This is a genomic window from Kitasatospora phosalacinea (assembly GCF_000716545.1).
Taxonomy (GTDB): Bacteria; Actinomycetota; Actinomycetes; order Streptomycetales; family Streptomycetaceae; genus Kitasatospora; species Kitasatospora phosalacinea.
This window is the reverse complement of the sequence record NZ_JNWZ01000039.1, coordinates 48,516-64,342: the sequence shown is the minus strand read 5'-3', so window position 1 is coordinate 64,342 and position 15,827 is coordinate 48,516. Positions and strand designations below refer to the sequence as shown.

The window sequence follows — 15,827 nt, the reverse complement described above, 5'->3', positions numbered from 1 at the left end:
CTGGCGTTGACTTTTGGCACGCTGTTGAGTTCTCAAGGAACGGACACTTCCTTCGAGCCGCATCCCTGCGGACCCTCCGGGCGCTTCGTTCTTTCGTGTCCCCAGCTTATCAGAGGTTTTTCGCTCCGATTTCCATTCCCGCTGGAGTAGGAATTCCTTCGACTTCGCTGCAGACCTTATCAAAAGCTCTGCACTGCTCGGTTTCGGGTTTTGCCTGACCGGGCCAGCATCCTCGCGGACGCGCTGCCTCGGTTCGGCGGTGTCGTAGACACTACGCCTGGGCCAACTGGGTGTCCAGTCGCTCCCAACCGTTCAAACCTACTAGCCCATGGGAATCATGTCAATGGTCCCGCCGGGTTGATCATCAGGCTACCAGGTTTCACGGGGCTCCCGTGACCGCGCACGCCGCCGCCTCGCCGCCACACGGCGGACAAGCGGGGTCAACCGACCATCGGCTGGTGCTCGGTGCGGTCGGCGGCTTCGACGTCGCCGATCTCGCCGCCGGCGGCGGCCCGCTTGCCGAGGACCAGGGCGTAGACGAGGAAGAGCGCTTCGACGGCGAGGCCCATGCCGATGCGGAGCCAGCTGGGGAGGGCGGAGCCGGTGACGAAGCCTTCGATGAAGCCGGTGACCATCAGGACGACGGTGAGGCCGATGACGGAGCCGATGACGGCGCGGCCCTCCTCGGCGAGGGCGACGGCTCGGGTACGGGGGCCGGGGTCGACGACGGTCCAGCCGAGGCGGAGGCTGAGGCCGGCGGCGACGAAGATGGCGGTCAGTTCGAGCAGGCCGTGCGGGATGAGCAGGCCGAGGAAGAGCTGGAGGTGGTCGGCGGAGGCCATGGCGCCGATGCCGCCGCCGAGGTTGAGGACGTTCTCCAGCAGGATGAACAGGACCGGGATGCCGAGCAGGACGGCCGAGATCAGGCACTGGGCGGCGACCCAGGCGTTGTTGGTCCACACCTGGGCGGCGAAGTTCGCCGACGGGTGCTCGGTGTAGTAGGTCTCGAACTCGCCGCCCGGCTTGGTGAGTTGCTCGTACTGCTCGGAGGTCATGAGCGACTTGATGATCTCGGGGTGGGTGCCTATCCACCAGGCGATCACCGCGCTGAGCAGGAAGGAGGCCGCGCCGACGGTGAGCCACCAGCGGCGGGCGCGGTAGAGGAGCGCGGGGAAGCTGGTGGTGAAGTAGCGGGTGGCGTCGCGCCAGGAGGCGGCGCGGGCGCCGGCGACGGCGTTGCGGCCGCGGACGACCAGGGTGGTGAGGCGGCCCTCGACTCCGGGGTGCGGGGCGGCGGCCTGGACCTGGGCGAGGTGGCTGGTGGCGCGCTGGTAGAGGGTGATCAGCTCGTCGGACTCCTCGCCGGTGAGGCGGCGGCGCCTGCTGAGGACCTCCAGACGGTGCCATTCCGCCTGGTGGGCGGCGACGAAGACGTCCAGGTCCATGGCGGCTCTCTCCGGGGGCGCGGTGGGGCGGACGGCAGCCACTGGTTGGTGTGCGGCCGGGCTGTTTGCGGGCCTTAGCTTGCCAGAGCGGGAGGCGGGCGCGTCAGGCTTGTCGGAAGCGTTGTACCGGGGGGCGGCCCGGGGTTACCCGCCGGGGGTGTACGGCCTTATGTTTGCCGCTGTTGTTGGAGGGGGTCGGGCCGTGCGACGCGGGGTCGCCGGCGGGCCGTGAAGCGGAGCGGGTGGGTGGCGTGAGCGAGCTGGTGACCGGTGAGGCGGTCGTCCTGGGGCTGCGGACGGCGAGGCTGCCGTCGCGGGCCCTGGCCAGGCTGCTGGACTGGGCCGTGTACACGGTGGCGTTCGTCGTCCTGATCCTCGGCCTGTCGTTGGGGATCTCCGATCTGGAGACCGCGGCCGCGGCGGCGCTCACCCTCTCGACCTTCGTGTTCTGCACGGTGCTGCTGCCCACGCTGGTGGAGACCCTCTCGCAGGGGCGGTCGCTGGGGAAGGTCGCGCTGGGGCTGCGGGTGGTGCGGGCGGACGGCGGTCCGATCCGGTTCCGGCACGCGCTGGTGCGGGGGCTGGTCGGGATCATCGACTTCGGCATGTTCGCGATGCCGGCGGTGGTGGCCTCGCTGTGCTCCGCGGAGGGGCGCCGGCTGGGCGACGTCTTCGGCGGGACGATGGTGATCCGGGAGCGGCTGCCGCACGGCGCCCGGGACCAGGGGGCGGTGCCGCCGGTACCGCCGCAGGTGATGAACGCGCTGGGTGCGGACCTGGTGGCGCTGGACCTGTCCGCGGTGCCGGACGGCCTGTGGCTGTCCGCGCGCCAGGTGCTGGGCCGGATGCACGAGTTGGACAAGCCGGTGGCGGCCGCGCTGGGCGACCGGATGGCCGCGGACATGGCGCAGCGGACGGGTTGGCCGGTGCCGGCGGGGCTGCCGTCGCTGGTGTACCTGGGCGCGGTGGTGATGGAGCGCCAGCGCCGGGAGTGGGAGCGGGCCTCGGCGGCGGCGTACGCGATGTACGCGGCGCAGCAGGCCCAGCTGATGCAGCAGGCCCAGCAGGCCCAGCAGGCGCAACAAGCCCAGCAGGTGCCGCCGGTGCACCGGCCCGGGTACCCGCAGTCGGCTCCCCAGCCCGCTGCGGTGACACTCGCCAAGCCTGCCAAGCCTGCCGGGCCCGCCGAAGCGCCGGCGCCGGCCGCGGGTGGCGGGGGGTTCGTACCGCCCGCGTAGCCGGGTCAGGCGGCGCGGCGCGGGTTGGGCGGGGAGTCGAGTTCTTCGAGTTCGATGCCGGGGGCGCCGAGCAGGACGTCCCCGGTGAGGTGGAGGTCGCGGACCTCGCCGGTGTCGAGGTCGGTGACCCGGTAGTGCTCGACGGGGAGCGGGCCGCTGTCGGTGGGGTGCTCCTGGAGGGAGTGGAGTTGCCAGCCCTGGTCGAGGGTGCGGGGGGCGAGGGAGTCGCCGGTGAAGGAGACCAGGCGGATCCGGGCGCTGCCGCCGGGGTCGAGGGCGAGCAGGCGGGCGGTGGCCACCAGGAAGGCCGGGGAGTCGCCGGTGAAGGCGTGCGCCCGGTCCTCCCCCTCGGTGGCCTCCCCGCTGCCGGCGGCACCGGCGCGGACCCAGTGGACGCCGTCGAGCGCGCCGCCGCGGACCTGCCAGCCGCCGGAGCGGAGTTCGAGCCGGATCGGGCGGTGCCGGGCGTCCAGCGTGAGGTCGGTGGTGCCCTGGACGGTGCCGTCGGGGCGGTAGCGCTTGGCGACGTAGCGCCAGCCGGCGGGGCCGGGGGCGCACTGGAAGCGCTCCTCGCCGAGCGGGGTTCCGTCGTGCGGGTCGTGGAGGGAGTAGCGGCCGTTCGGCATGGGGGAAGCCTACGTAACCGGGCGTGCGACCTTCCCGGGGGCGGGCGGGCTGCGCCTGGACGCTGCGCCGGTGGACGGCCGCGAGGCGTACCGGCTGTCGTCGAGCGACCCGGCGCACGCGGCGGCGATAGCGGCCGGAACGCGCCGGTGCCCGGCACCCCCTGCGGCGGGGGTGCCGGGCACCGGCGGGTGGAGCGGTGATCAGTAGCGGTACTGCTCGGCCTTGTACGGGCCCTCGACCGGGACGCCGATGTAGTCGGCCTGGTCCTGGGTGAGGGTGGTGAGCTTGACGCCCAGGGCGTCGAGGTGGAGGCGGGCGACCTTCTCGTCCAGGTGCTTCGGCAGCACGTACACGCCGACCGGGTACTGCTCGGTCTTCGTGAACAGCTCGATCTGCGCGATGGTCTGGTTCGCGAAGGAGTTGGACATCACGAACGACGGGTGGCCGGTCGCGTTGCCGAGGTTGAGCAGGCGGCCCTCGGACAGCACGATGATCGTCTTGCCGTCGGCCTTGCGCCACTCGTGGACCTGCGGCTTGACCTCGGTCTTGACCACGCCGGGGAGCTTGGCCAGGCCCGCCATGTCGATCTCGTTGTCGAAGTGACCGATGTTGCCGACGATGGCCTGGTGCTTCATCCGCGCCATGTGGGAGGCCAGGATGATGTCCTTGTTGCCGGTGGTGGTGACGAAGATGTCGGCGATCTCGACGACGTCCTCCAGGGTGGTGACCTGGTAGCCGTCCATCGCCGCCTGCAGCGCGCAGATCGGGTCGATCTCGGTGACGATGACCCGGGCGCCCTGGCCGCGCAGCGACTCCGCGCAGCCCTTGCCGACGTCGCCGTAGCCGCAGACGACGGCGACCTTGCCGCCGATCAGGACATCGGTGGCCCGGTTGATGCCGTCGATCAGCGAGTGGCGGCAGCCGTACTTGTTGTCGAACTTCGACTTGGTCACCGAGTCGTTGACGTTGATCGCCGGGAACAGCAGCTTGCCGTCCCGGTGCATCTCGTACAGGCGGTGGACGCCGGTGGTGGTCTCCTCGGTGACGCCCTTGATGGTGGCGGCGACCTCGGTCCACTTCTGCGGGGTCTCGACCAGGGTGCGGTTGAGCAGCTCCAGGATGATCCGGAACTCGTCGTTGTCCGCGCTGTCGGGCGACGGCGCGGCGCCGGCCTTCTCGAACTCGACGCCCTTGTGGATCAGCAGGGTGGCGTCACCGCCGTCGTCCAGGATCATGTTCGGGGTCTGGCCGTCCGGCCAGGTCAGCGCCTGCTCGGTGCACCACCAGTACTCCTCCAGGGTCTCGCCCTTCCAGGCGAAGACCGGCACGCCCTGCGGGTTCTCCGGGGTGCCCTCCGGACCGACCGCGATCGCGGCGGCCGCGTGGTCCTGGGTGGAGAAGATGTTGCACGAGCACCAGCGGACCTCGGCGCCCAGCGCGGTGAGGGTCTCGATCAGCACCGCGGTCTGCACCGTCATGTGCAGCGAGCCGGTGATCCGGGCCCCCGCCAGCGGCTGCGAGGCCGCGTACTCGGCGCGGATCGACATCAGGCCGGGCATCTCGTGCTCGGCGAGCTGGATCTCCTTGCGACCGAACGGGGCCAGGGAGAGATCGGCGACCTTGAAGTCGCCGGTGGGCTGGTTCGACATGCGAACTCCTCGTGGGAAGGGCCTGGTTACGGGTGTGCTGAGCGGCAGAGGGCGCACGGGAGCGACCCTCTGCTGCGGCACAATCCGTCGGAGGACCTCTCTCCCTCGACCGGAGCCCCGCTCCGATCGACCGCCATCAGCAGCGACGTTTGGCACTGCTGACGAATCTACACCGATCGGGCTCGGCTCAGTGGGCGTTCCGGCCGGGTCCGCCCGGAGTCGCGTCCTCGTCGGGGCCCGCCAGCGCCTTCTCCTCGGAGTAGATGTCGGGCTCCAGGTAGATCGCCCGGGCGATCGGCACGGCCCTGCGGACCCGCACCTCGGCCTGGTCGATCGCCTCGGCGATCACGGCGGCGCTGTCCTCCGCGTTGACCCCGATCTTGGCGGCGACCAGCAGTTCCTCGGGGCCGACGTGCAGGGTGCGCATGTGGATCACCGAGGTGACGGTGTCGTGGTCGACCAGCGCCTCGCGGATCTTCACCACCACCTCGGCGTCGGCGGACTCGCCGATCAGCAGCGACTTGGTCTCCAGTGCCAGCACCAGCGCGATGACCACCAGCAGCACGCCGATGCACAGGGTGCCGATGCCGTCCCAGACCGCGTCGCCGGTGGCGACGGTCAGGCCGACGCCGCCCAGCGCCAGCGCCAGGCCGATCAGCGCGCCGGTGTCCTCCAGCAGCACGACCGGCAGCTCGGGGGCCTTGGCGCGGCGGATGTACGAGGCCCAGCCGTGCTTGCCCTTGTCCTTCGCCGCCTCCCGGTAGGCGGTGAAGAAGGAGTAGCCCTCCAGCAGGATGGCGAAGACCAGCACGCCGACCGGCCAGTACCAGTTCTCCAGCTCGTGCGGGTGGGCGATCTTCTCGTAGCCCTCGTAGATCGCGAACATGCCGCCGACGCTGAACAGCACGATCGAGACCAGGAACCCGTACACGTACCGTTCGCGGCCGTAACCGAACGGGTGCTCCTCGGTGGCGGCCCGCTGCGAGCGCTTGCCGCCGACCAGCAGCAGGACCTGGTTACCCGAGTCCGCGATCGAGTGCACGCCCTCGGCGAGCATCGAGGACGAACCCGAGAACGCGAACGCCACGAACTTGCTGACCGCGATGCCCAGGTTCGCGGACAGCGCCGCGACCAGTGCCTTGGTACCGCCTTCGGTGCTCAACCCCGTACGTCCCTCCGCGCGGGCCCGGTCTTTGCCGGGCCTTTGTTGACGAGGGGACGATACCTTGTCAGCTCCGGGTGGCCAGGCCCAGGTACACCGCCGCGAAGTCGGTCAGGCCGACCAGCTCGGCCAGCGCCTGCAGCGGCTCCTCCCGGCTGGAGGTGTGCTCGGTGACCCGGACCTCGTGCGCGGCGGCCAGCCGGCGGGCCCGGGCGACCGGCCAGCCGGGCTGCTCCAGCTCGGCCGCGCCCGGGGTGTGCCGCAGCAGCAGCACCTGGAGCTGGAGCGGCACCGGCTCGTCGACCCGGTCGCGGAAGAAGTCGTCCGGGTCGGTGCCGAGCCGGCCGGTGAACATGCCGCGGTGCGCGGTCAGCGCCTGCGGGAGCCGGGCGGCCAGCGCGGGCAGGCCGGCCCGGTCGGCCAGCGCGGCGGCGAACCGCTCCGCCGCGGCGGCGGCCGGGGCGCCCTCGGCCCACAGCAGCGGGACGGTCTCGGCCAGCCGGGCGGCCAGGCCCTTCGCCGGGTTGTCGTACGCCTGGGCGTCGGGGCGGCAGCGCACCGCGACCTCGTCGAGGCGGTCGGCGGCGGCCTCCAGCGCGCCGGGGCCGAGCTGGGTGACGCCGATCCGGTCGGCCAGCGCCAGCAGCGGGGCCAGGAAGGCCCACAGCGCGGCCGGGTCCTCGGCCGGGAGGTCGGGTTCGGCGTCGGTGCCCTCCGGCTCCACCGCGCTGGGCTCGAACGGTAGCGGCAGGGCGCGCACCTGGAGCGCCGCCTCGAACAGCTCCGAACGCTCCGGGGCGATCACCGCGATCGCGCAGCCCCGGGCGTACGCCTGCTCGGCCAGGTTGATCAGACCGCCCTCGCGGCCGTTCTCGCTGGCCACCACGATCAGGTCCAACGAACCGGCCCAGCCCGGCAGTTGCCAGGTCTCGCCGTCGGTGAAGGCGAACCCGCCGGGGCGGGCGTCGGACGGCGGCAGCGGCCACACCTGGCTGCTGGGCACCGCCAGCGCCGCCAGCACGGCGGCCGCGGTCAGCACCCCGCCGTGCCCGGCGACCAGCACCGTGCGCGGCCGCCCGTCCGGGTTCAGCGCGCCGACGCCGGCCGCGTCGGCCCGGCGCAGCGCGATCCGGATCCGGGCGCCCGCTCCGGCCAGGGCCAGCAGCTCGCGCCGCCGGTCGGCGCGCCGCACCGCGGCCGGGTCGTCCAACAGGGTGTCGTCGAACATGGCGGCTGGCCTCCAGCGACTGGGCGGGGCAGGGTCAGGACGGGCGGCGGGCCTCGTCCACCAGCAGGACCGGGATGCCGTCGCGCACCGGGTACACCAGGCCGCAGCCCTCGCCGGTGCAGCGCAGCTCGTGCGTCTCGCCCTCGGTCTCCTCGGCCAGCGGGGAGCGGCACTCCGGGCAGACCAGGATCTCCAGCAGGAAGGACGGCAGGCTCATGGCGGACGACTCCGGGTGCTCGGGCGGCGGTGTGGGAAGCCGGTGACACAGCAGTACCCCGGCCGGTGGCAACCCTACCGGCCGGGGCACGCGAAAAGTCAGCGGCGGGCTGACGGGAGTGCGGTCAGCCGCGGACGATCGCCAGCACGCCGTCGCGCAGCTCGGCCATCTTCGCCGGGTCCTTGGCCTCGGCGTTCAGGCGCAGCAGCGGCTCGGTGTTGGAGGCGCGCAGGTTGAACCACCAGTCCGGGCCGGCCACGGTCAGGCCGTCCAGCTCGTCGGTGGTGACGCCCTCCAGGCCGGCGTAGGCGGCGCGCACCTTCTCGGTGGCGGCGGCCTGGTCGGCGACGGTGGAGTTGATCTCGCCGGAGGCGGCGTAGCGCTCGTACTTGGCGGTCAGCGCGGACAGCGGGCCGTCCTGCCCGCCGAGCGCGGCCAGCACGTGCAGCGCGGCCAGCATGCCGGTGTCGGCGCGCCAGAAGTCGCGGAAGTAGTAGTGCGCGGAGTGCTCGCCGCCGAAGACCGCGTCGGTGTTCGCCATCTCCTGCTTGATGAAGGAGTGGCCGACCCGGGTGCGGACCGGGACGCCGCCGAGGTCGCGGACCACCTCGGGCACCGTCCAGGAGGTGATCAGGTTGTGGATGATCGTCGGGTTGGCCTCGCCGCCCGCCTGGGCGCGGGCGATCTCGCGCTCGGCGACCAGGGCGGTGATCGCGGACGGGGAGACCGGGTCGCCGTTCTCGTCGATCACGAAGCAGCGGTCGGCGTCGCCGTCGAAGGCCAGGCCGATGTCGGCGCCGACCTCGCGGACCTTGGCCTGCAGGTCGACCAGGTTGGCCGGGTCCAGCGGGTTGGCCTCGTGGTTGGGGAAGGTGCCGTCCAGCTCGAAGTACATCGGGACGACGTCCAGCGGCAGGCCGTCGAAGACGGTGGGGACGGTGTGGCCGCCCATGCCGTTGCCCGCGTCCACCGCGACCTTGAGCGGGCGGATCGCGGTCAGGTCGACCAGCTTGCGCAGGTGTTCGGCGTAGCCGCCCAGGGTCTCCTTGGCGGAGAGCGTGCCGGTGGTGGTGGCGGCTTCGGCGGCCGGGACATGCACCTTGCCGTCCTCGTCGAGCCAGGACTCGACCAGCTCGCGGATCTCGGACAGGCCGGTGTCCTGGCCGACCGGGGCGGCGCCCGCGCGGCACAGCTTGATGCCGTTGTACTGGGCCGGGTTGTGCGAGGCGGTGAACATCGCGCCGGGCAGGTCCAGGCTGCCGCTGGCGTAGTACAGCTGGTCGGTCGAGCAGAGCCCGATCTCCACCACGTCGGCGCCGCGGGAGGCGGCGCCCTCGGCGAAGGCGCGGGACAGCGAGGGCGAGGACGGGCGCATGTCGTGGCCGACGACCACCGCGCTGCCACCGATCACCTCGACGAAGGCCGCACCGAAGGCGTGCGCCAGCGACTCGTCCCACTGGTCCGGCACGACGCCCCGGACGTCGTACGCCTTCACAAGCTGCTTGAGGTCCCGCACCAGAATGCTCCCGTGTGTGTGCTGCGATGTGCTGCGGGCGTACCGGACGCATCCGTCCGAGCCGCAGAGGGGCAGCGTACCCGGCCCCGGCGAACGGCCGGCGCCGCCGTCCGGCCCCGGGGGTCAGCTCTCCGGGGAGCGCAGCACCCGCAGGTGCCCCCGCCGCCCGGACTCGCCCTCGGGGGGCGGGCCCTGACGGGGCGTGCGCTCCTGCGGGCGGGCCGCCTCGCGCACCGCGTTCGCCAGTGCTTCCAGGTCGTCGCTGCTGCGCCGCAGCGGGCCGGTGTCGCCCGCCAGGCGGACCACGTCCCAGCCGCGCGGGGCGGTGAGGCGCTCGGCGTGCTCGGCGCAGAGGTCGTAGCAGTGCGGCTCCGCGTACGTCGCCAGCGGGCCGAGCACCGCGGTGGAGTCCGCGTAGACGTACGTCAGCGTCGCCACGGCCGGTCGGCCGCACGCGGTCCGCGAACAACGACGTACAGAGCTCACGAGGGTGGACGGTACCGCAAGTCGGACCGGCCCGCGAAGACCCGCCCCGGCTCGCGTGTCCCGTCGCCGTTACGCGCCGTGCTGGAGTGGTCCACTTCCGGGCATCCAGGGACTACGCTCGACACTGCTATGGACAGCTCGACACCCTCGTCCCCGCCCGGTCCCGGCCGCCGCAAGCACCGCGACCGGCACGGCCGCGGCCTGCGCGGACCGCTGGCCCCGCCGCAGGTGCCCATCTCGCTGACCCGCTCCGAGCTCTTCGACGACTACGTCCGGGAGTCCATGGAGCGGCTGGTGCGGCGCTGGCCCCAGCTGGAGGACGTGGAGTTCGCCGTCCTGGAGGTCCCGCTGCCCGCCAAGGGCGAGCCCGAGCCCGACACCGTCCCGCTCGGCCGGGTCGTCCCCGGCGCGACGGGCCGGCGCAGCCGGATCCTGGTCTACCGGCGGCCGGTGGAGATCCGCGCCAAGTCCAAGGAGGACCGGGCGGCGCTCGTCCACGAGATCCTGATCGAGCAGGTCGCGGAACTGCTGGGGCTCTCGCCGGACGCGATCGACCCCCGGTACGGCGAGGAGTAGGGGAGCGGGGACGGCGGGGCCGGACGCGCTTACCTGAGGACGATCCCGGGGTCGGCGGCGACGCGGGGGACCTCCACGGTGGCGTGGTCGTCGCGGAACCGCTGGGTGGTGAAGGCGGGGACGTCCTTGGTGGTGACGCTGAGCTGGCGGGTGGCGAGGACGGGGCCGCCGCCGAGGGTCCGCAGGGTGAGGGCGTAGGGGCCGTTGGCGCCCTCGGGGTCGATGCCCTCGACGGTGACGGTGGTGCCGGCCGGGACGTCGACGTCCTTGGTGACGGGGGTGCCGCCGCTCGCGCCGGCCGAGCTGCTGACCTTCACCTTGGCGTCGGCGTCGACGGCGGTGAGCATCAGCTTGGTCTGGCCGGCCCGGTTGTCGGCGACGGAGGCGCGGTCGCCGACCGGGGAGCCGCCGGAGAGCCAGGTGGCCTCGGTCTTGCCCTTGTTCTCGCGGTCGACCCGCAGGCCGGCCACGACCGGGGTGGGGTGGCCCGCGCTGGAGGGGGTGAGCCGGATCGCGCTCGCGCCCTCGCGGGTCTCCGCGGAGAACTGGAAGTCGAGGGTGGCGGTCATGCCGGCCTTGACGTGGATGCTCTCCTTGCCGGCGGGGGTGAACCAGCCGTTCTTGCCGGAGAGCTGGACCTTCAGGTCGGCGTCGTCGGCGGAGTCGGTGGCGACCACCAGGTGGGCGGTGGTGACGTCGTCGGGGATGCCGGGGACGGTGACGCTGGGGCCGGGGTCGGCGGAGGGTTCGAGCCAGTCGGTGCCCTTGCCGGTGTCGATGGCGTGGACGCCGGCGCCGACCCGTCCGCTGCGGGTGACGACGTGCAGGGCGAGGTCGTCGACGGGGCCCTTGGTGAGGCTGCTGAGCAGCAGCGTCTGGGTCTGGCCGGGGGCGATCGAGATGCTGCTGGCGAGCTCGTTCTCGATCAGGCCTTTGTCGCCGTACATCCGCAGGTCGACGACGGCGGGCAGGCTGTCGGCGTTGACCAGCGTGACGTAGTCGACCCGGTTGCCCGCGGTGCTCGCGCCGGCGAACCAGAAGCTGGTGCCGGAGGGCACGCAGTCGGCGCCGGCCAGGCTGGTGCCGCCGTTCTCGGAGCTGGTGACCTGGGTCGCGGTGAAGCCGGGGGCGAGGTTGCCGGTGGCGATCGCGAAGCTGCCGGGGGCGTTGTCGTTGTTGGCGGCGGGGCCGGTCGCCGGGACGCCGGGCTTGGCGAGCGTGACGCGGGCGTCCACGACCGGCGCGCCGGCGTTCGGCGCGGCCGACGGGCTGCCGGAGGGCTGCTCGGACGGGGACCCGGAAGGGGCGCCGGAGGGCTTGGTCGGGGCGGCACGCGCGGGGCTCTGCGCGGCGACCACGTTGTCCGCGTTGGCCTCGGCGAGCAGGCCGCTGCCGGTGCTGCCGGTGCCGCCCTCGGGGCTGAACAGGGTGAGGTTGGTGGAGCCGGTGACGCCCTGCATCGGCGGCGGGCAGACCAGCGCGGTGCGTTCGACCTGCGCGGTGGTGCGGGCGCCGCCCGCGTCGGCGGCGGAGGTCGCCGGGGAGCGCAGTTCGGCGATGCCGAACACCAGGCCGAGCACGGCCACGCCGGCCAGCAGGGACTGGCCGGTGCGGCTGCCGCCGGTCACCGCGCCCAGGTCGGGGGCCTTGAACTTGGGCGCCTTCAGGGTGGGCTTCTTCATCGCTGGTCGCTCCCCGTCCCGGGCTGCTGCGGGTGGCCGCCGTAGGGGTCGTTGGGGTCGTAGTAGGTGGTGGGCTGCTGCTGTTCGGGCAGCCAGGGCTGCTGCTGCCCGTCCTGCTGCGGGTAGCCGGCGGCGTACGGGTCGGTCCAGCCCTGGGCGGGCGGGGTGTCGTAGCCGTAGGACTGCTGCTGGCCGTACTGGTCGTAGCCGTCGCCCTGCTGGGGGGCGCCGACGGGCTGCTGGGTGTAGTCGTAGCCGTAGCCGTCGGACTGGTAGGTCTGCTGCTGGTACGGGTCGGCCTGGTAGGGATCGGCCTGGTACGGATCGGCGAAGGTCTCGGGCTCGGGCCGGTAGGGCTCGGGGGCGGGTTCGCCGACGGGCTGGGCCGGGATGCCGGGGGTGTAGACGCCGGGTTCGGCCTGCGGGTCCTCGCCCTCGCCGCGTTCGGCGAGGCGGCGGGCCCGGCGGCTGCCGGGGACGGGCGCCTGGGCCTGGGCCTGGGCGGCCAGGGCCTGGGCGGCGACGACGTCCTCGGGGATGTCGTCGTCGTTGGTGTTGCGGCGGCCGGGCAGGGCCAGGACCAGCACGACCACGCCGAGCGCGAGCCGGCCCCAGGCCCACGCGGTGTGGGCGGCGCCGTCGGTGCGGGTGACGTCGAGCCGGCCGCCCTCGGCGGGGAGGGTGAAGCCCTGCGCCCAGCCGTCCACGGTGACGGCCTGCAGCGGCTTGCCGTTCAGGGTGGCCTGCCAGGCGGGGTCGGCCTGTTCGGCGAGCCGGAGCTGGCGGCCGGCCGGTCCGGCCGGGACGGTGGTCCAGATGTCGTGCTGCCCGGCGGGGACGGCCACCGGGGCGGCGCCGGGGCTGGTGATCTGCGCCCGGGTGCCGGGGACGCTGGTGATCTGCCACAGGCCGGTGCCGTTGTCGAGGCTGAGCCGGACGATGCCGGGCGTGGTGTCCAGCACGTCGCGGACCTTGGCGATCACCGGGTCCTTCACCTGGACGTAGCTGACGCCGTACCCGGCGAGGGTGCGGGCCAGGTCGCCGCCGGAGCCGGCCAGCAGCTTGGCGGTGAGCTGGGCCAGCTGTCCGTCGGCGGCGGCGTCCACGGTGCCCTCGGCCTGGCCGGTGGTCAGGCCGGCGCCGCGCACCAGCGCGTACCGCACCGAGGTGCCCTCGGCGTTGCCGGTGACGGTCAGGGTGCGGGAGCGGTCGGTGGTGTTCCCGGACTCGGCGATGAACGCCGGGACCTGGGCGTCGGTGCCGCGCCGCAGCGGGCCGTCGGCGCCGGTGAGCGCCCACCAGACGGCGGTGCCGACGGGGGCGAGCACGGCGGCGGCGAGCACCAGGGCGGCGACCGGCTGGCGCCAGCCGAAGGCGATGCCGGAGACGCGGGTGTTGGCGCCGTCGGCGCCGATCGCGGCGGCGGCGAGCAGCGCGACGCCGGCCAGCAGGGTGGCGGGGCCGGCCCAGGCGGCGGTCCCGGGGCCGCCGGAGGCGGGGGTGACGGCGGTGCCGGCCACCGCGACGGAGAAGACCAGCCCGGCGGCGGCGGCGCCCCAGGCGGCCAGCACGGCGCGGCGGCGGTCGGCGCGCAGCAGGGCGGCGAGCGCGGCGAGCACCACGCCGGCGGACAGCCAGACGGGGGGCGTGCCGGCGCCGCCGGGGTTGACCAGGACCAGGCCGAGCGGGTCGGCGGCGGGGCCGTTGAAGCCGGGGACGCCGGCCTCCAGCAGCAGCCGGGAGGGGTTCGCCAGCACCTGCAGCGACCAGGGGGCGAGCACCAGGACCGGCAGGCCGAGGATCACCACGACGCGTAGGCCGAGCAGCCGCACGGCCTGGACGCCGGAGCCGAACGCGCCGCCGCGGAGCACCGCGTGGACCAGCGCGGCCAGGCAGAGCGGGACGGCGATGGCCCAGGTGAGCGGGACGAAGGCGGTGCTGACGGTGAGCATCAGCACGGTCATCCAGGCGGAGCGCCAGCCGGGGCGGGCGCCCTTGGCGGCGGTCTCCTTGCGGATGCCGAGGCCGGCGGTGATCGCGGCGGCGCGGGCCAGCGGGGGCAGCAGCACGGCGAGCACGGCGGTGCCGATCCGGCCCTGGGCGAGCGCGCCGGTGGCGGCGGGCAGCAGCGCGTAGGTGGCACTGGCCCAGGCGCGGACGGCCTTGGAGGCGATCAGCGGCCGGGAGACCAGGTAGGCGCTGACCGCGGCGAGCGGCACCGAGAGCACCACGATCAGGGTGAGCGCGAGGTCGGCGTGGTCGAACAGCGCCCAGGACAGGACGGCGAGCACCGCGAGGTAGGGCGGGGAGGCGGCGGTGGAGCCGGTGCCGATGGCGTGCCAGGGCGCGGCGTACATGTTCCACAGGCCGGCCGCGCCGTCGGCGGCGGGCAGCAGGGCGCCGCCCTGGAGGTAGCCGGAGCCGATCAGGCCGCGGCAGGCGGCCAGCGCGAACAGCAGCAGTGCGGCGAACAGCACCGGGGCCGGGCGCCGCACCAGCTTCTTGAGCAGGGCGAACTGTTCGACCACCAGGTCGTCGGCGTCGTCGTCGCCGGGGCCGGACTCGACGGAGCCGTGCCGGCCGGCGCCGGCGTCGTCGGTGCCGCCGATGCCGAGCGAGGAGACGACGTTCTCGACGGCGAGCCGGACGGTGGCGCCGGGGGCCGGGAAGAGCGTGCGGTCGTCCAGCGAGTCGACCGAGCGGGTCCTGCGGCGGCGCGCCCGGGAGGCCATCAGCCGTGGCAGGCGCAGCAGTTCGTGGCCGAGGCCGGCGATCTCGTCGTAGGCCTGCCGGGGGTCCTTGCCGACCAGGTTGACGATGACCCGCAGGACCGTGCCGAGGATCAGCCGGAGCAGGACGTACGGGAAGAGCAGGCCCTTGGAGTTGGCGAGCAGGGTGTAGACGGCGCCGGCCTTGTCGACCCGGTGCGGGTGGGCGTTGGCGCAGTCGATGGCGCGGCGTTCGCGGCTGGCGGCCTCGGCGTGCCGGAGCACGGCGTCCGGGGCGACCACGACGCGGTGGCCGGCCGCGTTGACCCGCCAGCAGAAGTCGGTGTCGTCCCGCATCAGCGGCAACGCCCGGTCGAACCCGCCGAGTTCCTCGAACACGTCGCGGCGCACCAGCATGCCGGCGGTGGAGACGGCGAGCACCGGGCGGACCTGGTCGTGCTGGCCCTGGTCCTGCTCGCGGCGGTCGAGGCCGGTCCAGCGGCGACCGGAGCGGGCGATCGTCACGCCGACCTCGAGGAGCTGCCTGCGGTCGTACCAGGAGCGGAGCTTGGGGCCGACGACGGCGGCGGTCGGGGTGGAGTCGGCGACCTGGAGCAGTCGGCGCAGGGCGTCGGTCTGCGGTTCGCAGTCGTCGTGCAGCAGCCAGAGCCACTCGACCGGCTGGGTCTCGCGCGGTCCGCCGCGGCCGAGTTCGTCCTCGCCGGCGAGCGGGTCGCCGAAGTCGTCCCAGCCGCCGGTGACCGGGTCGTAGCCGGACGGGTCGAGGCTGTAGGAGAGGTCCTCGGGGCGCAGCGGGGGGCTATTGAGGACGGCTTCGCCGACGGCGCGGCCGAAGCCGACCCGGCGGCCGAGGACCAGCGGGCCGCTGTCGGGGAGCCAGTCACCGAGGGTGTCGGCGAGCAGTTGCGGGGAGTTGTCGGTGGAGCCGGTGTCCACCGCGAGGACCCGCTGGACCTGCCGGTCCTGGCCGAGCAGTCCGGCAAGCGCCTGCGGCAGCCAGCGGGCGCCGTCGTGCGAGACGATCACCGCGGTGACCAAGTGGCGCGGGTAGGCGGGCGGCCTGGCAGCGGAGAAGCCGCTCTGGTGGCTGTAGACAGTCATCGGGTGCGCGGACCACCGGTTCGGGTTTGACGGCAGATGACGCACCACACTAACGGCTCCGGGTGGCCCGATCGTCCCCGGCGGGTGTGAAGAGACGGTGCAGCGGGTATCGCGTCCGGCCGGTGCCCGGCGGGCGCGGGCCCCCGCCGGGCCCGGGAATGCGAAAGCGCC

Annotated in this window: 12 protein-coding genes; 2 read left to right on the top strand and 10 right to left on the bottom strand. The window is 73.7% G+C overall.

Annotated elements, in window-relative coordinates; all coding sequences use genetic code 11:
- Positions 1-440 precede the first annotated feature (440 nt).
- The gene (locus tag OO48_RS20630) at positions 441-1,445 is read right to left on the bottom strand and encodes a stage II sporulation protein M (protein WP_033218415.1); all 1,005 of its coding nucleotides are present in this window, start codon (positions 1,443-1,445) and stop codon (positions 441-443) included.
- Positions 1,446-1,696: 251 nt separating this feature from the next.
- On the opposite strand from OO48_RS20630, the gene OO48_RS20625 reads away from it, so the two are divergent.
- On the top strand, positions 1,697-2,683 hold the full coding sequence (locus tag OO48_RS20625; RefSeq protein WP_033218413.1) for an RDD family protein: 987 nt from the start codon (positions 1,697-1,699) through the stop codon (positions 2,681-2,683).
- A gap of 5 nt (positions 2,684-2,688) precedes the next feature.
- Here the strand turns inward: OO48_RS20625 and OO48_RS20620 are convergent, their stop codons facing one another.
- The 7 genes from OO48_RS20620 to OO48_RS20590 all read right to left on the bottom strand — a co-directional run bounded on the left by OO48_RS20620 (position 2,689) and on the right by OO48_RS20590 (position 9,568).
- The gene (locus OO48_RS20620) at positions 2,689-3,309 is read right to left on the bottom strand and encodes a hypothetical protein (protein WP_033218412.1); all 621 of its coding nucleotides are present in this window, start codon (positions 3,307-3,309) and stop codon (positions 2,689-2,691) included.
- Positions 3,310-3,510: 201 nt separating this feature from the next.
- Entirely contained in the window at positions 3,511-4,959 is a 1,449-nt protein-coding gene (gene ahcY / locus OO48_RS20615) for an adenosylhomocysteinase (protein ID WP_033218411.1), read from the bottom strand.
- A 187-nt stretch (positions 4,960-5,146) separates the two neighbouring features.
- Complete coding sequence (locus OO48_RS20610; protein ID WP_033218409.1) at positions 5,147-6,121, bottom strand: cation diffusion facilitator family transporter; 975 nt, start codon at positions 6,119-6,121, stop codon at positions 5,147-5,149.
- Between the two features lie 67 nt (positions 6,122-6,188).
- Positions 6,189-7,349, bottom strand: a complete 1,161-nt coding sequence (locus OO48_RS20605; RefSeq protein ID WP_033218407.1) for an SIS domain-containing protein — start codon at positions 7,347-7,349, stop codon at positions 6,189-6,191.
- 34 nt (positions 7,350-7,383) lie between these two features.
- The gene (locus OO48_RS20600) at positions 7,384-7,566 is read right to left on the bottom strand and encodes a Trm112 family protein (RefSeq protein WP_033218405.1); all 183 of its coding nucleotides are present in this window, start codon (positions 7,564-7,566) and stop codon (positions 7,384-7,386) included.
- Between the two features lie 124 nt (positions 7,567-7,690).
- Complete coding sequence (locus OO48_RS20595; protein WP_033218403.1) at positions 7,691-9,085, bottom strand: phosphomannomutase/phosphoglucomutase; 1,395 nt, start codon at positions 9,083-9,085, stop codon at positions 7,691-7,693.
- Between the two features lie 120 nt (positions 9,086-9,205).
- On the bottom strand, positions 9,206-9,568 hold the full coding sequence (locus OO48_RS20590) for a DUF3499 domain-containing protein (RefSeq protein WP_030461916.1): 363 nt from the start codon (positions 9,566-9,568) through the stop codon (positions 9,206-9,208).
- Positions 9,569-9,697: 129 nt separating this feature from the next.
- Between OO48_RS20590 and OO48_RS20585 the strand changes: the two genes are divergently transcribed.
- The gene (locus OO48_RS20585) at positions 9,698-10,144 is read left to right on the top strand and encodes a metallopeptidase family protein (protein WP_033218402.1); all 447 of its coding nucleotides are present in this window, start codon (positions 9,698-9,700) and stop codon (positions 10,142-10,144) included.
- A 29-nt stretch (positions 10,145-10,173) separates the two neighbouring features.
- Here the strand turns inward: OO48_RS20585 and OO48_RS20580 are convergent, their stop codons facing one another.
- Together OO48_RS20580 and OO48_RS20575 are read right to left on the bottom strand one after the other, a co-directional pair.
- Positions 10,174-11,826, bottom strand: a complete 1,653-nt coding sequence (locus tag OO48_RS20580) for a DUF5719 family protein (protein ID WP_051732366.1) — start codon at positions 11,824-11,826, stop codon at positions 10,174-10,176.
- Positions 11,823-15,656 (bottom strand): glycosyltransferase family 2 protein, encoded by a 3,834-nt coding sequence (locus tag OO48_RS20575; protein ID WP_033218400.1) that lies wholly within the window; start codon positions 15,654-15,656, stop codon positions 11,823-11,825. Before OO48_RS20575 ends, OO48_RS20580 begins: the two co-directional genes overlap by 4 nt.
- Positions 15,657-15,827: the final 171 nt, after the last annotated feature.

Bases quoted from the DNA above. Each gene is read 5' to 3' on its own strand.
- OO48_RS20630 (WP_033218415.1), bottom strand. From the start codon at position 1,445: ATGGACCTGGACGTCTTCGTCGCCGCCCACCAGGCGGAATGGCACCGT.
- OO48_RS20620 (WP_033218412.1), bottom strand. From the start codon at position 3,309: ATGCCGAACGGCCGCTACTCCCTCCACGACCCGCACGACGGAACCCCG.
- ahcY (WP_033218411.1), bottom strand. From the start codon at position 4,959: ATGTCGAACCAGCCCACCGGCGACTTCAAGGTCGCCGATCTCTCCCTG.
- OO48_RS20605 (WP_033218407.1), bottom strand. From the start codon at position 7,349: ATGTTCGACGACACCCTGTTGGACGACCCGGCCGCGGTGCGGCGCGCC.
- OO48_RS20600 (WP_033218405.1), bottom strand. From the start codon at position 7,566: ATGAGCCTGCCGTCCTTCCTGCTGGAGATCCTGGTCTGCCCGGAGTGC.
- OO48_RS20585 (WP_033218402.1), top strand. From the start codon at position 9,698: ATGGACAGCTCGACACCCTCGTCCCCGCCCGGTCCCGGCCGCCGCAAG.
- OO48_RS20580 (WP_051732366.1), bottom strand. From the start codon at position 11,826: ATGAAGAAGCCCACCCTGAAGGCGCCCAAGTTCAAGGCCCCCGACCTG.
- OO48_RS20575 (WP_033218400.1), bottom strand. From the start codon at position 15,656: ATGACTGTCTACAGCCACCAGAGCGGCTTCTCCGCTGCCAGGCCGCCC.